This is a genomic window from Kitasatospora sp. GP30 (genome assembly GCF_029892145.1).
GTDB classification, from domain to species: domain Bacteria; phylum Actinomycetota; class Actinomycetes; order Streptomycetales; family Streptomycetaceae; genus Kitasatospora; species Kitasatospora acidiphila.
In genome coordinates this window covers 1-15,363 of sequence record NZ_JARZAH010000071.1, presented here as the reverse complement: position 1 = coordinate 15,363, position 15,363 = coordinate 1, and the positions used below count along the sequence as shown (strand labels likewise).

Here is a 15,363-nt window from a genome sequence, read left to right as displayed (position 1 = left end):
CCGGGGGTTGGCGGGGGGGCGTTTTGGGCGGTGCCCGCCGGGGGGGGGGTGTTCGGTTTTGGTGGGGCGCCCCCCACCCCCGTTGGGGGGGGGTTGGGGGGGCGGGCCCCCCACCCCCGCCCACGACGAAGGGGCCGATCGAAGCAAAGGTGCTGCCAAATGCTTGAGCGACCCGCTCGGGATCGAGCGATCATTCCATCGATGGTTCTCCACGCTAGCAGGGTGTGGAGGCCGCGTGAGGAGTTGTCCCGGCTGTGCGCAGTCGGGTTCTCGGCGCGGCTCGGCGCGCTGCTGGCGCTGCCGGTGCTGCTGTGGGCGGCGACCACCGACGCGCCTATCGGCTGGGAGCGCGCGGCGCTGGTGCTGGCGCTGTTGAGGATGGCACAGGACGTCCAGGTCAGCGGGGTTGTGACCGGCCGTCGCTGATCGGCTCCGCAGTCGGGCGGGCACCGTGCCCGCCCGACCGCGCGGTCCGGTGCGCTCTGCGCGTGCCTGGCTCCGCCCCTGCTCCGGGCCTGCGGCCCGGTGCCCCTTCCCGGAACGGGTGTCGCCGTTTCGTCGAGTTGACGCCGGAGGAGTCCACGGTGTCCGGTTACCGACCCGCGATAGCACTCGGGTACGCGGCGTTCGTGCAGTTGCGCTATCGCCCCTACGAGCAGTATGCCCGCGCCCGACTGGGCGACGGAGAGGCGAGCCGGCGTGCGGTCGAGCACGCCCTGCGGCTCACCGAGTTGAGCTGGGCGGCGATGCTGGCCGCCGATCCGGCCGCGTTCGCCTGGCGGGTGCTGGGCGAGGCGGTGGCCGACGCGGCGGCGCGCTCGCCGCGCCCCGGCACCGACCTGCTGCACCGCGAGCTGCCCGCCCGCGCCGCGGACGCGACGATTCTGCACGAGCGGCTCGGCATGCCCGCCGACGCGGCGGCAGAACTGATGGGGCTGGCTGAGCCCGAGCTTCAGGTCGAGATCCGAGCAGCCCGCCGACTGCTCGCTGAACGAAGGAGGCACACCACCCGGTAGACAGGGACATCGAAGCCCCGCGGACCAACAGGCGCAAACGGCGCACCCCCCACCCGGGAGGTGCGCCGGCGCGGTCCGCGCCAGGGCTCGCCATGCTCGTGCCACGCACCACCCCTGCGGGTGATGCCGCTTCGCCATGCCTTCAGGCTACGATGGCTGGTCGTCATGAAGGTTGACGTGCAACACACTTGGCGACGCAAGGGGGCACGCGTGAGCGATTCACTGCCAGCCAGGGTCGACCCGGGAGAACCGACCGCCGAGAGGCTGTACGACCACCTTCCGCAGGAGCAGGCCGACTCGCCGTGGGAGACGATCGACGTCAGCAGGCCCACCGCCGCCAGGATGTACGACCACCTGCTCGGGGGCCGGTTCAACCACCCGTCGGACCGGGAGGCCGTCGCCGAACTGCTGAAGATCGCGCCCAGCACCAAGGAACTCGCGCTGAACAACCGCGCCTTCTTGGTCCGCGTCGTGGAAACCATCGCCCGCGACTTCGGGATCCGGCAGTTCGTCGACTTCGGCTCCGGCCTGCCGACACAGGACAACGTCCACCAGGTCGCCCAGCGTGTCGACCGCGGCTGCCGCGTGGTCTACGTCGACAACGACCCGCACGTCCACGCCTACGGGCGCCTCCTGCTGGACGAGAACCCGCGAGTCGCGTTGATAAAGGCCGACATGACGGACACCGAAGGCGTCTTCGGGCACCGTCACTTCCGCGACCTGATCAACCTGGCCGAACCCACCGCCGCGCTGTTCGTCTCGGTCGTCCACTGCCTGACCGACCAGCAGGATCCATTCGGCATGATCCAGCGCACCGTCGCCAAACTGCCGGCAGGAAGCGCGGTCGTGGTCTGCCAGCTCGTCAGCGACGACGAGGTGGTGCGAGACGCGGTCACCCAGCTGATGTGCGACGGCACCGGCGGCCACTGGGGCAGGGTGCGCACCGAGGCGGACGTTCGGGCCTACTTCGACATCGACCGGCTTCGGATCGAGAAGCCCGGCCTGGTGGACGTGACGTACTGGCGCCCGGACCGGGACGTCTTCCCGCGGCAACGCACCCTGGAGTGGATCGAGTTCGGGGGCGTCGCCCGCGTTGTGTGACGCCCGCCCGCTCCGGTGGGGGCCGCCCCGGCGGCCCCCACACTCACAGCGACCCGGTCTGGATCGCCGCCCGGTGCCACTCGATCGCCCGACGGACGAGTATCCGGCTCTCCTCGCGGCCCAGCGCCTGGTCCACGATGTTGACCAGCGCCTCGTGGTAGTCGTGGAACGCCTGGGCGCCCTCATCCCGGTCTGGGTAGTAGTAGTGGCTCTCCCGGTCGCCGATCTCCACGTAGATCAGCTCGCGCATCGGACCGGGAGCGTCGAAATCCAGCTTCGTCAGGTTCGTGAAGTGCAGCGCCAGCGGCAGCTCGAAGGGGATGATGCGCACGCCGATCCCCGCCGTCTCGGTGTACTCCTCCACCGCCTTCAGCTGCTCCACCATGGTCGCGTGGTCGCCCATCACCCGGTACAGCGCCGACTGCTGCACGCAGTACACCGCGCGCACCTCGGACGCCAAGACCACGCGCTGATGGGCCAGCCGCGCCTTCACCACCCCCGGCAGCTCGTGCTGCCTGGTGCGCAGCAGCGTTGCCCGCGTCACCGCCTCCATGTACGGCCTCGTCTGCAGCGCGCCGGGGATCACGTGGGAGTCGACCGCGATCAGCCGGAAGGCCTGCTTCACCATCCCCGACAGGCGGTGCTGACCACCGGCGCCCGCGTCACGATGGAACCCGGCCGGGCCCTTCTTCGAGGCGTCGACGGCGAGCATCATCAGCCGCGCGCGCTCAGGCCCGGGCCGCACCTCGAAGACATCGAGGATCGTCGCGATGTCCTGCGGGTTGTTCAGTCGGCGCTGCCCGTTCTCGATACGGCTCAACTTGGCCACCGAGACGTGGGTACGGCCCGCCAGCCAGCCCAGGGTCCGAGCGCCCCGCAGGGTACGCAGGTCGATGCCGAGCTGGGCGGCAGGTATAGACCATTCCGCCGCGTCCACGTCGTGAGCACGCGAAATGGGGATCGGACCATCGTCCGAATGTTCATGGTTGAACGGGCCAGCGGCCACGTCGCCCCCCTCACAAACTGAATTGACCACATCAGCTTGGCACAAGGGGGGCGTCGTCGTCACGCCAAGGGTTTCCCGCACAGCGGGAAACCCTTATTGATTAGGCCGCCAAGTTGTCGAACTCCGACTTCTTGGCCCCGTCGAGCCAGGCGTCGACCTCGCCCTGGTCGAAGACCAGGGCGGGGCCGCCCTCATCCTTGCTGTGGAACACGGCCACCCGGCCGTCCGGCAGCTTCTGCATCACCACACACTGCCCGGAGCCCTGGCTCTTCAGGGCCTTCTGGGCCGGATGCGGCGACTCGATGGCTGCCGCCGGCATCCCGTTGTAGTACTCGCCAGTACGGTCCATAACTCGTCTCCTCTTGTACGAAAAGCCGACCACTCCGCTCTCCGGTCATACTTTCCGGAGCCTGCGCAGGTCAGAAGCCCGTGCAATCCCACGTGCAATTGCCCGGAGAGCGCGGAATGAATCATTGCGCCCAAAAATCGAACAGCGCCACTCCCCGATCGGGTGAAAGTGAAACAAAAACAATAAATACCTATCGGCTTCTGATAGGACCGCCGATGCATGATCCGCATTGCCAGTACCAGCCCCTCCAGTCGCTTCTCGTCGATGCTGGCACCGGTTCGCGGGAGGGGTGAGGTCTGTCGTGGCACAGGTGGAGACGCTGCGCGCGTACAAGTTCGCCCTGGACCCGACCGCGGCCCAGCTCGCGGACCTCAACCGGCACGCCGGTGCGGCACGGTGGGCGCTCAACCACACCCTCGGCGCGAAGGTGGTCGCACACCGCCAGTGGCGCGCCAGTGTCGACGAGGGCGACTCCCGCACCGACCCGGAACTCCCGGACGGCTTCCACGGACCCCACCGGCCCTACCCGTGGTGGCACGAGGTGTCGACCTACGCCTTCCAGTCCGCCTTCCTCGACGCTGACCGGGCGTGGGGCACATGGCTGGGCTCCCTCGCCGGCCGCCGGGCCCGCGACTCCTTCCGTCTGGACCACGACGTGAAGAAGCCGACGATCCGCCTCGACGGCCACTGGCGGCTCCAACTGCCGCGCGTCGGCTCGATCCGCATCCACGGCTCCGGTAAGCGCCTGGCCCGCCTGATCGCCAAGGGCCAGGCCGTGATTCAAACCGTCACCGTCTCCCGCGGCGGCAACCGCTGGTACGCCAGCGTCCTCGCCAAGGTGCAACAGGACAGCCCCGACAAGCCGAGCCGGCCCAGACCGAGCGTGGAACCGTCGGCGTCGACTGGGGCATCGCACACCTCACCACGCTCTCCCAGCCCCTCGACCCCACCGACCCGGCCGCCCTCCACATCGCCAACCCCGCCACCTCGGCGCCGGGACAAGCCAACTCGCCAAAGCGTAGCGGGCGTTGTCGCGCACTGAGCGCGGTTTGGAGCGCCGGGCGAGGGCCGCGCGGCGCGTCGGCGCCATCCACCACCGGATCGCGCAGCGGCGCGCCGGCACCGTGCGCCTGCTCACCAAGCAGCTCACCACCCGGTTCGACACTGTTGCCGTCGAAGGCCTCAACGTCCGCGGCATGAGCGCCTCCGCGCGCGGCACCGTCGACTAGCCCGGTCGCCGGGTTCGGCAGAAGGCCGGCCTCAACCGGGCCGTCCTCGACGCCGCCCTTGGCGAACTCCGGCGCCAACTCAGGGCGGTCGGAGCGTCAAGCGTCCGTTGCCACCGTGCCAGTGGGGAGACATCTCAACCCTTCATTTTGCAGCAACTTGGCTTGCTGCCATGGATTCTGACGGAGATTCACCCATATGGGCTATGGCTGTCGGTGGGGGCTGCTTCGATGCGGAGTGTCCGAGAAGTTCCGACTGAGGAGGGTGTCATGGAGGCGTTGTACGAGCGGCTGCTGCAGGTGGCGAGTGGGCTGTCGCGGGACGGTGCGGTGAGGGTGGTGGGTCACTACGAGCCGGTGGCGGGAGCGGGGACGCCGGTGGCGCCGCCGACCGTGAAGGTCAAGCGGACCGTCAAGGACCTGGCGACCGGGAAGGACAAGGAGGTCGATGAGCCGGGCCAGCTGTTCGAGGACCGGTGGGTCGACGAGAAGCGCACCGAGGTGGTGCTGCTGGACCAGCGGCAGTCGCAGGCGAACCGCTGTGAGACGGCGCTGCTGGAGGCGGTGGACCAGGGCGAGGTGCTGCTGCCGCACCTGGCTCTGCATCTGACCGCGGAGGGCCGTGAGCTGCGGATGACGAACCTGGACGCCCCGCACCGCTCCCGGGATGCGTACTTCCGGGATGCGATCGACGAGTCGGGCACGAAGTTCGACGACACCGAGACGGGCCGGGCCTTGCGCGACACGGGGACGGCCGACGTGCGGGCCTTCTTGGCGTCGGCGCCGTCGGACTTGGTGTACGGGATCTGGGACTCGCACCGCAAGCGCCGGGTGCAGTTGAAGGTGCCGCGGACCTACACCTCGGAGCTTGTGGGCCTGCATCCGCTGCGTGGGCAGCGAGCGGCAGGCCGGTTCGACGTCTGGAACTTCCCTGGAGACACCGTGGAGTTGACCGGGGACGGGTGGAGGGCGGTCGATGGCACAGGGAAGAAGGGCAAGGGGAAGACGCTCAGGGCGTCGGCCGTCGGGCACGGCATGATCCCGCCCGCCGCCGGGATGGGCGGGGTGACAGTGCAGACGATCGAGCGAAACGCGACCTTGGCCATGGCGGGTCTGCGGGCGCTGCGTTTCGGCGACGCCCCGCGGGAGTACGTGCGGGCGGCGAGGGCGCTGTTGGCGGCGCTGGCGTTGCTGGGGGACCGGCTGGCGTTCGCCGCGCCGGCGGTGCGGCTGCGCTCGGGTTGCGACCTGCTGCTGGTGTCGGAGCGGATCGAATGGGTCGGTCGTGGGCGCGAGGGCGTGGCGGTGACTGAGCCGTTGGAGCTGGACACGGTGGCGCAGGCGCTGGAGCTGTTCGAGTACGCGCGTTCGCGGGCCGAGGAGGCGGGCCTGAAGTGGTCGGAGGGGCCGGTGCGGCTGCGGCCGAACGCGCAGGTGCAGCAGGCGATCGAGCGCTCGTTCCGCCTGGAGGGCATCGGCGAGGCGGAAGGCGAGTAGAGCGTCATGGCCTTCCACATCTCGGTGGAGCTGCTGGAGCCGCTCTACCAGGCGAGCGGCATGGATGGTGAGCGGGCCGAGTGGCCGCCCCACCCGGCCCGGTTGTTCTGTGCGTTGGTCGCGCACGCCGATCTTGAAGATGCCGCGCACCGGATGGCGCTGGGCTGGCTGGAGGCGCAGGAGCCGCCGGTGGTCACGGTGCCGGCCAGGCCGCTGGAGGCGGAGCCTCCGCGGGCGGCGTGGGTGGTGACCAACGTCGTGGACCCGAAGAAGGTCAACCACGGCCTACTGCCCGGCCGCACGGCCGGCGGCAGTCCGCGTAGGTGGGCGCAGAAGACGTTGTCCGGGAACCGGATCGTGTTCACCTGGGCCGGGCAGCCGGGGGAGGAGATCGCCCGGGTGCTGGCCGAGATGGCCTGGCGGGTGCCGTACCTGGGCCGTGCCACCGGCACCGGGCTGCTGGACTCCTGGTGCGGTCCCGACCATGGCGCGGCCGGCGAGGAGGAGGGGGACAGGTGGTCGCGGCGGTGGGTGCCCGCACCGCTGGGTGAGTTCCCGCACGGCTCCGTGCCGGTGCGGGTGCCGGTGCCCGGGTACCTGGAGTGGCTGGACGAGGCGTTCGAGGAGGGCCTGCCGGCCTGGAGCCGGTCCCACACTCACCCCTACCTCGACCCGGACCACATCGAGCCGGCCGACGAGGGCCCGGTGGCGGGACCGTTCGGCGACATGCTGGCCTTCACCTTCGCCCCCCAGGTGGCGCTGGACCCGCGCCGGACGCTGGAGCTGACCGATCGTCTGCGCGCCGCGGTGATGAGCATCCTGGAGTCGATGGGGCACGACGTGATGGCGATGCCCACGATCCACGGCCACCGGCGCACCCCGGACGGACCGCGGCCGGTGGCCTACCTCGCACTGCCGTTCACCGGCCGCGACCACGCCGACGGACTGCTGCGCGGCCTGGCGATCGCACTGCCCGTCGACATGCCGAAGGAGGAGCGCAAGGCCCTGCTGGCCGCGGCGCTCCACCACAGCGGCGGCCTGCGCGAACTGTTCCTGGGGAAGGCCGGGGCGCTGGCGTTGGAACGGGTCAGCCCCGCCAATCGCGACCAGGCCCTGCACACCGTGCAGCCGACCACCTGGAGCCGGCCGTCGCGGGTATGGACCACGGTGACCCCGATGGTTCTGGACCGCTTCCCCCGAAAGGCCACCGAGGAGCACTGGCACGAGTCGATCGCCGCCAGCTGCCGGGTGGCCGGCCTGCCCGAGCCGGAGCGCATCGAGTGGGACACCCGCTACGGCATGCTGCCCGGCGCCCCGGACGTGCGGGGCTTCCCGGCGCGCCGCAAGGACGACGAGGCGCCGCTGCCCGCCTGCCACATCCGCCTGACCTTCCCCGTCCCGGTCACCGGGCCGGTCGTGGTCGGCAGCAAGCGCAACTTCGGCCTGGGCCTGTGCCGGCCCGACAACACCTACCTGGAGAACGACCAGTGACGGCCTCCCAGCCGCAGCTCGCGCTCGTCGAGCCGGGTGAGTTCCCGCTCTTCTTCAGCGAGATCCACCACCACACCCACTGCCCCGACGGTTCCACCACGGCGATCTGCGAGAACTGCCGGAAACGGAAGCCGTTCCCGTGGCAGAGCGCCTACCTCGATGCGGTGGCCACCGGCGCCGACTGGCCCGACCTGGACGTGCCCACCGCGCTCGGCAAGACCACCATCATCAGCATCTGGCTCTACCTCCTGGCCGCCGAGTACACCCGCAACCACCAACACGACCGCGCCACCGCCCACGCCCGGCGCACCGTGCCGCTGCGGCTCGTACTCGCCGTCGACCGGCGCCTAGTCGGCGACCAAGCCCACCGACAGGCCAGCGACCTCGCCGCCGCCCTCCACGGTGCCCCGGCCGGGTCGGTGCGGGCCAAGGTCGCCGCAGCACTGCGCGACCTGTCCGGCGGCGAAGAGCCGCTGCGGGTCGTACGGATGCGAGGCGGAACCCGCTGGGACTCCGACTGGGCACCGCACCCCGTCCAGCCGGTGGTGGTGACCTCCACCGTCGACCAGATCGGCAGCCGCCTGCTGTTCCGCGGCTACCAGGTCTCACCGCTGCGCGCCCCGATCGACGCCGCCCTCATCGGCACCGACACCCTGCTCGCCCTGGACGAGGCCCACCTCTCGGAGGCGCTGTTGGCCACCACCGGGGACTGCGCCGCCTACCAGCGCACCGCCACCTGCACGGAACTCGCCCAGCGGGCGCTGCGTGTGGTCAGCCTCTCGGCCACCGCCGCCACCGGCACGCGCGCCCGGCACACCATCAGCGAAGCCGACCGCGCCGACCCCATTGCCAAGCGGCGAATCGAGGCCCAACGGCACGTCACCCTGCTCGACGCCAGCACCTGGTCGGACAAGCAGAGCAAGCCGACAAAGCCGGCCGAGGCGTTCGCCAAGGCCGCCGAACTCAGTGTGGACGCGCTGTTGCCCGGCCTGCAGCTGCCGGCCATCGCGGTGATCGCCAACACCATCGCCCACGCCCGCGCTGCCCATACCGCGCTGGCCGAGCGCACGGACATCGACGTGCTGCTGCTGATCGGCCGCAGTCGCGGCGCCGAGCGCGACCTGCTCCTGGGCGGCCCGCTGGCCGAACTCCTGGCCGGCATCGATCCGGACCGCGCCCGGCCGCTGGTCGTCGTCGCCACCCAGACGCTCGAAGTCGGCATCGACGCCACCTTCGGCGCCATGGTCAGCGAATGCGCCGACTGGGCCGCGGTCCTGCAGCGCCTGGGCCGCCTGGACCGCTACGGCGACCTCGACACCGCCCCGGCGATCCTTGTGCGCACCCACAATCCGGCCGACCCGGACAAGATCCCCGTCTACGGCCCGGCCGCCGAACACACCTGGCAGTGGCTCAGCCGACACACCCTGGTTCACACCACCACTGAGCCTGCTGAGCTGGCCCAGCACCTCGCCACTGGTCTGCTCCTCAACCCGAACACCCTGCCCGGCCTGCTCGCCGACGCCGACACCACCGCCATGACCCGCACCGGCGACCACATCCCCCCACTGCACCGGGTGCGCGTAGACGCCTTCGCCCGCACCAGCCCCATCCCGGTCCCCGACGAACTGCCGGCCCCGTTCCTGCACGGCCTGGACACCGGCGACCCCGAGGTCCAGGTCCTGTGGCGCGCCGACCTGCCCGACACCACCGACGCGGAGCACGCCGCCGACCGGATCCGCCGCACCCCCGTCCACCCCGGCGAAACCGTCACCCTGCCCCTCGCCGCTGTGCGGCGCTTCCTCACCGATCCGCGCCAAACCCCCGACACCAGCGACCTTGAAGGTGCCCAGGCCGACACCATCGATGAGTCGCGCACCGCCCGCAAACGCCTGCGCGTCCCCGTGCTCCAGCGCGCCGGCGACGGCACCTGGACCCTCCCGCGCCTGGCCGACGACCTCACCCCCGGCGCCACGTTGGTGCTGCCCGCCGCCGCCGGCGGCCACGACGCCCACGGCTTCACCCCCCACCACACCGACCCCGTCCCCGACCTCGGCGACCACCCCACCGACCTCGACCACGCCGACCGCACCCCCCTGCGCCTGGACCCGGCCGTACTCGCCACGACCACCGGGCAGCTGCCCGAGCAGTTCACCGGCCCCATCAAGGAAGCCCTCACCCACCTCGCCGCCGACCGGGACGACCCTGACATCCCCACGACGACGCAGATCATCCACACCTTGATCGACAGCCTCACCAGCGCCTTGCCCACCACTACCGACCCCGCCGGGCCTGCTCGCCACACCCCACTTCTCCGGCGTCGCCTCGAACGACTGCGCCAGACCGAGGACTGGCGCACTGACATCGAAGTCGGCACCGACCGCGCGGGCCTCGCGCTGGCCGGCGGCCCCAGCCGCCTCATCCTCATCCCGGCCAGGCCCACCCATGACCTGCTTGGCGCCGGTGACGACGACCCTGACACCAGCAGCCTCACCCGCAGGGTTTCCCTGGCCACCCACCACCAGGCCGTCGCCACCCGTGCCTTGCAGTACGCCCAACGCATCGGCCTGCCGGGTGACTTGGCCCGAGCTGTCGAACTCGCCGCTCACGCCCACGACTGCGGGAAACAGCATCTGCGCTTCCAGTGCATGCTCTGCGCCAGCGACATGCTCCTCGCCGAATCCCTCCCCGAACCGCTCGCCAAGTCCGGCATGGACCCCAACGACCGCGCAGCCCGCCGCCAGGCCGCCCGACTGGCCAGCTGGACCAAAGACCTGCGCCACGAGGCCCTCAGCGCCGCCGCAGTGCAGGCCTGGCTCGCCACCGACCCACCCACCGCCCGCGGCCTCGACCACGACCTCATCACCCACCTCGTCGCCGCCCACCACGGCCACGCCCGCCCCCTCCTGCCCGCCCACCCCGACCCCGACCCGGTCACCGTCGACTGCGACATGCCCGACGGCGCCACGATCACCGTCTCCAGCACCGCCATCGGCACCGACTGGACCGGACCCGACCGCTTCCACACCCTCAACCACCGCTACGGCTTCTGGGGCCTGGCCCTACTCGAAACCCTCGTCCGCCTCGCCGACATCACCTGCTCCAAGGAGGGCAGCTGACCATGCACCACCTCCACCTGCCCGCCCTGCGCTCCGACGACGCACTCGGCTTCCTCGCAGCCCTCGGCGTCCTCGAACTCACCACCGCCACCCTGCCCACCCCAGCCCGACTCCACTGGCAAGGCCCCGCCGTCCCCGCCATCCTCACCACCGACCAACCCCTCACTATCGACACCCTCACCGACCTCCTCACCACCCACCTGCCACCCCCACCCCCGCGCCCCACCAAGAAGAAGACCCCCACCCCCGACACCAACCAACCCCCCATCACCCCATGGGACCCCTTCCCCCACGCCGCCGGCCTACTGACCGGCAAACGCGACCCCACCGGCCCTAACGACCCACTGCGCACACCCGTCGACACCACCCACGCCACCCTGCGCCAACTCGCCCAGCAGGAACGCGAAACCGACTCAGACCTGCCCCGCTGGTTCGCCGCCCTCACCAACCCCCTGGCCTTCGAGACGAAGACCGCGAAGGCCGACCAGGGCAACGCACTGCCCGACGACTCGGCCGGCCCCACGGCCGTCCGGCGCACTCCCATCACGCCGTTGATCGCGGCAGCCGGCCAGATGACCCTGGTCAGCCTCGTCGAGACCGCGGTGAAGGAATGTCACCGGGATCCCGAGCAGATCCGCTCCGCCCTCACCGGCTGGCGCCGCGTCAACGGGTACGCCTCAGCCAATCTCGACCACCGCTCCCTCGGCGACGCCCACACCAACCCCGAAGGCGAGGCCTACCAGCGCGGGGCCCCCGGCCCCACCTGGCTGGCCCTCCACGCCCTCGCCACCTTCCGCCTCACCGCCACCGGCCGAAGTCAGGCCGCCACCAGCTGGGACACAACGAACGCCCGCCCCGCCCTGCGCTGGCCCGCCTGGACCCCACCCCTGACCGCCACCGCCGTCACCGTCCTCCTCGAACACCCCGCCGTCCGGGCAACGGACCCCGCACAACGCCGCAATGCCACAATGCTCACCAACCTCGGCGTCACCGCCCTCTACGAAGCCACCCGCACCCAACGCAACAGCTCCGACGGCCCACTCGCACCCAGCACACACCTCTGGCCCTGACCACCCCGAACACCGCGATCCTTGACAACTCCACAGCGCCCACAAGGCAAGAGAGAGCACCGCCCACCACACGCTTCGGAACCACAAGCACACCATGAAACCCCGCATCGCACCGAAGCGAAATGTCTAAAACATGTCGGAATGGCACTGCTGGGCTGAGAGTAGCCGGACGCGTCTCACCAGAACTCCCAGCTCACCCACTCCGTCTAGGCACCGATGGGGTGCGGCACCATTGAAGCTTTCTGAGCCGGGATCACACTTCTCTACCACTATGGGCCGTCTAGGCACCGATGGGGTGCGGCACCATTGAAGCGCGGAGATCTGGTTGACGTCGCCGACCACGTTGAACCGTCTCCGCACCGACCGGGTACGGCACCATTGAAGCGGCGGTTGCCCGTGGGTCGCGGTCCGGCACGGCGACCGTCTCCGCGCCCACCGGATGCGGCACCATTGAAGCACTGGCTGGGCCTACCACCACCGCCGCCCCGAACCGTCTCCGCACCGACCGGGTGCGGCACCATCGCAGCGCCATTTGCGGGCCGGTCCACGTCCCGATGTCGATCCCTTCTCCGAACCCGCTGGGTGCGGCACCATCGCAGCCCTCGTTGGGCGGCGCTCTCGGTGGGGCGCGGCCCCATCTCCGTACCCACCGGGTGCGGCACCATCGCAGCGACCAGCCGACCGACATGACCGGGCACGGGCGCTGACCATCTCTGCACCAACTGGGTGCAGCACCATCGCAGCGCGTTCGGGCTGGTCTTGGTCATACGAGGAAAGGTCCATCGCCGCACCCACCGGGTGCGGCACCGTTGAAGGTTTACGAGTCCCCTCGGTTATGGATGCTCTCCTTGCTGCCTCCGCACCGACCGTGTGCGGCACCGTTGAAGGGTCGCGTCGGACAGCTGGCCGGCGACCGTCACTGGCCCGTCTCCGCACCGCCCGCGGGCATCGTTGGAGGCATGGCCCATAGCTGCTCATGGTGGACCTCAGCGGCTGTCTCCGCACCGATCGGGCGCAGCACCGTTGAAGCCTGCCAGCAGGTGAAGTGCTCGCCGACCTGTTCTCCGCACCGACTGGGTGCGGCACCGTTGGAGCATCCAGGCGGCGTAAACGCCGCGCTGCTCAGTGGGCCCGACCGGGTGCGGCACCATTGAAGCGGCAGATCGAGGACGAGGTCGACGCCACGCAGGCCGCCGTCTCCGCACCTACCGGGTGCGGCACCGTTGAAGCCACATCGCTTCGGCGGCTGGGCCGTTGCGGGGCGCTTCTGTCTCCACACCCACTGGGTGCGGCACCGCTGAAGCGCCGGAATCGCGCACGTCACCACCGACCCGGCACTGCCTCTCCGTACCGACCGGGATGCGGCACCGTTGAAGCGTCCGGGGGCAGGGGTCGAGCCACTTCGACGCGCTCCGTCTCCGTACCGACCGGGTGCGGCACCGTTGAAGCGGCTCCCCGCGCTCTGGCTATGACTCCCGCGCCGCGACTGTCTCCGTACCAACCGGTGCGGCACCGTTGAAGCGTCATGTCGATGATGCTCCAGGTCATCGCCGCGGTACTGTCTCCGCACCGCCCGGGTGCGGCACCGTCGAAGCTCCAGGCCGACATACACGCCGAGCCCCGCGGGCATGCTGTCTCCGCACCGACCGGGTGCGGCACCGTTGAAGCACGGCCGGCACCGAAGTCGGCGAGCGCCACGACGGCCCGGAGCCGTTTCCGCACCGACCGGGAGCGGCACCGTTGAAGCGCGCACAGCTCCAGGTGGGTCCGCTTCAGGGCCGGGCCGTCTCCGCACCGCCCGGGTGCGGCACCATTGAAGCCTGTACACGCCACAGGAGTTGTGCCGGGTCATGGGCTCGTCTCCGCACCGATCGGGTGCGGCACCGTTGAAGCGGCGAGTTGCTCCCCGCGCTGACCGAGGCCCTCGATGGCCGTCTCCGCACCGACTGGGTGCGGCACTGTTGAAGCCTGATGGGCCGTGGAACCAGCGCGACCAACTTCCTCCCGTCTCCGCGCCGATCGGGTGCGGCACCGTTGAAGCGTCTAGTGCCCGTTCAGCATCTTTGGCGACGGCCTGCTGTCTCCGCACCGACCCGGTGTGGCACCGTTGAAGCCCCCGTGCTGGGTCCGGGGCCGCGACCATCTCTAGGCCGTCTTCGCGCCGACCGGGTGTGGCACCGTTGAAGCCACGCATCGTGCAGCTCTCAGCTACGGAGCGGGAGCATGTCTCCGCCAATCCACCGCGCTTCGGAACCACAGGCACACCACGACGCTCGATCACACCGAAGTGAAATATCCGAAAAAGCCCGCATTGTGAGCTGAGAGAGGGGCGAAACCAGCCGGTCATTCCCGAAGACCCCCAGCTCACCCGCTCCATCTCCGTACCCACCGGGTGCGGCACCATCGCAGCAGCAGGCCGTTGTCGTACTGCCCCAGCGCGCGGTCCATCCTCCGTACCCATCGGGTGCGGCACCATCGCAGCCGACCGCCAGGCCTCCACTATTCGGCACAACCGTGCCCATCTCCGTACCCATCGGGTGTGGCACCATCGCAGCGTCACCTGGGCTCGCCGCCTCGGCCACGACTGCGGCCCATCTCCGTACCCACCGGGTGCGGCACCATCGCAGCCAGTCTCAGCAGTTGTTCACCTCGATCCGCACCACGCCATCTCCGTATCCACCGGGTGCGGCACCATCGCAGCATGCCGAACGCTGCTGCCTGGCCTTCTGACCGCAGGCCGTCTCCGTGCCCGCCGGGTGCGGCACCGTCGCAGCCTCACCACGTCGGGCCACGGTGACGAGCCGTCATGCCATCTCCGCACCTACCGGGTGCGGCACCATCGCAGCCTGTCGGGCGTCGTCTCTGTCTCGCTGCTCACCAACCATCTCCCCCGCAGCCATCGACTGCGGCACCATCGCAGATCGAACGCATAGGTGTTGTGGTTCGCCCGTCCGGGCCCATCTTCGCACCCGCCGGGTGCGGCACCATCGCAGCTTTCGCGAGGTCGGGGCCCGCATCTCCGAGCGGACCATCTCGCACCCTCGGGGGCATCGCAGCCCCCGTGCCGGAGCAGGGCCGCACCACCCGACGCGGCCATCTCCGCACCCCTCGGTGCGACACCATCGCAGCACCAGGTCCAGGCCTGTGCCGAGCGGCGCGGCGTCCAGCTTCCGCACCCGCGGGGTGCGGCACCATCGCAGCGGCGGCGTGACCGCCAAGCACGCCGCCGACCGCGCTGTCTCCACACCCCTCGGGTGCGGCGCTATCACAGCCTCAGCTACACCGCGCGCGTGGGCCGCGCGCTCGCGACCATCTCCGCACCTGCTGAGTGCGGCATCATCGCAGCACCAGGGACTCGCCGACGCCGCGACGGCGGGTGGTGACCGCTCGCGGAGAATGGTTTCGGCCAGTTGGCGGAGGGGCGCGGCGCTGGCGAGGCTGCGGTGGGGCCTGTGCGTGTTGTAGAAGTGCTCGTACTCGTGTAGCGCGTG

At 70.5% G+C, this 15,363-nt stretch carries 11 protein-coding genes; 9 read left to right on the top strand and 2 right to left on the bottom strand.

Annotated features, from left to right (window positions below; genetic code table 11):
- Window positions 1–201 precede the first annotated feature (201 nt).
- The 3 genes from P3T35_RS39495 to P3T35_RS39485 all read left to right on the top strand — a co-directional run bounded on the left by P3T35_RS39495 (window position 202) and on the right by P3T35_RS39485 (window position 2,117).
- On the top strand, window positions 202–426 hold the full coding sequence (locus tag P3T35_RS39495; protein WP_101383032.1) for a hypothetical protein: 225 nt from the start codon (window positions 202–204) through the stop codon (window positions 424–426).
- 158 nt (window positions 427–584) lie between these two features.
- Entirely contained in the window at window positions 585–1,016 is a 432-nt protein-coding gene (locus P3T35_RS39490; RefSeq protein WP_101383033.1) for a hypothetical protein, read from the top strand.
- A 312-nt stretch (window positions 1,017–1,328) separates the two neighbouring features.
- Window positions 1,329–2,117, top strand: coding sequence for an SAM-dependent methyltransferase (locus P3T35_RS39485; protein ID WP_280709708.1), 789 nt, complete (start codon window positions 1,329–1,331; stop codon window positions 2,115–2,117).
- Window positions 2,118–2,160: 43 nt separating this feature from the next.
- Here the strand turns inward: P3T35_RS39485 and P3T35_RS39480 are convergent, their stop codons facing one another.
- Both P3T35_RS39480 and P3T35_RS39475 read right to left on the bottom strand, forming a co-directional pair.
- A complete protein-coding gene (locus P3T35_RS39480) occupies window positions 2,161–3,123 on the bottom strand; it encodes a Scr1 family TA system antitoxin-like transcriptional regulator (protein ID WP_180356664.1) in 963 nt (320 codons plus the stop codon).
- 100 nt (window positions 3,124–3,223) lie between these two features.
- Window positions 3,224–3,472 (bottom strand): DUF397 domain-containing protein, encoded by a 249-nt coding sequence (locus P3T35_RS39475; RefSeq protein WP_101383036.1) that lies wholly within the window; start codon window positions 3,470–3,472, stop codon window positions 3,224–3,226.
- Between the two features lie 301 nt (window positions 3,473–3,773).
- Here P3T35_RS39475 and P3T35_RS39470 point away from each other — a divergent pair, with 301 nt between their 5' ends.
- From P3T35_RS39470 to P3T35_RS39445, 6 genes are all read left to right on the top strand, one after another.
- Window positions 3,774–4,514: a helix-turn-helix domain-containing protein gene (locus tag P3T35_RS39470; RefSeq protein ID WP_180356665.1), complete on the top strand. Its 741-nt coding sequence runs from the start codon at window positions 3,774–3,776 to the stop codon at window positions 4,512–4,514.
- Window positions 4,501–4,701, top strand: a complete 201-nt coding sequence (locus P3T35_RS39465) for a hypothetical protein (protein WP_143676947.1) — start codon at window positions 4,501–4,503, stop codon at window positions 4,699–4,701. The genes P3T35_RS39470 and P3T35_RS39465 overlap by 14 nt, the downstream gene beginning before the upstream one ends.
- Window positions 4,702–4,968: 267 nt before the next feature.
- A complete protein-coding gene (gene cas7u / locus P3T35_RS39460; protein ID WP_101383039.1) occupies window positions 4,969–6,195 on the top strand; it encodes a type I-U CRISPR-associated RAMP protein Csb1/Cas7u in 1,227 nt (408 codons plus the stop codon).
- A 6-nt stretch (window positions 6,196–6,201) separates the two neighbouring features.
- Window positions 6,202–7,686, top strand: coding sequence for a type I-U CRISPR-associated protein Csb2 (gene csb2 / locus P3T35_RS39455; RefSeq protein ID WP_101383040.1), 1,485 nt, complete (start codon window positions 6,202–6,204; stop codon window positions 7,684–7,686).
- Complete coding sequence (gene cas3u / locus P3T35_RS39450) at window positions 7,683–10,802, top strand: type I-U CRISPR-associated helicase/endonuclease Cas3 (RefSeq protein ID WP_180356666.1); 3,120 nt, start codon at window positions 7,683–7,685, stop codon at window positions 10,800–10,802. The genes csb2 and cas3u overlap by 4 nt, the downstream gene beginning before the upstream one ends.
- A gap of 2 nt (window positions 10,803–10,804) precedes the next feature.
- The gene (locus tag P3T35_RS39445) at window positions 10,805–11,872 is read left to right on the top strand and encodes a hypothetical protein (RefSeq protein WP_101383042.1); all 1,068 of its coding nucleotides are present in this window, start codon (window positions 10,805–10,807) and stop codon (window positions 11,870–11,872) included.
- The last annotated feature ends 3,491 nt before the right edge of the window (window positions 11,873–15,363 follow it).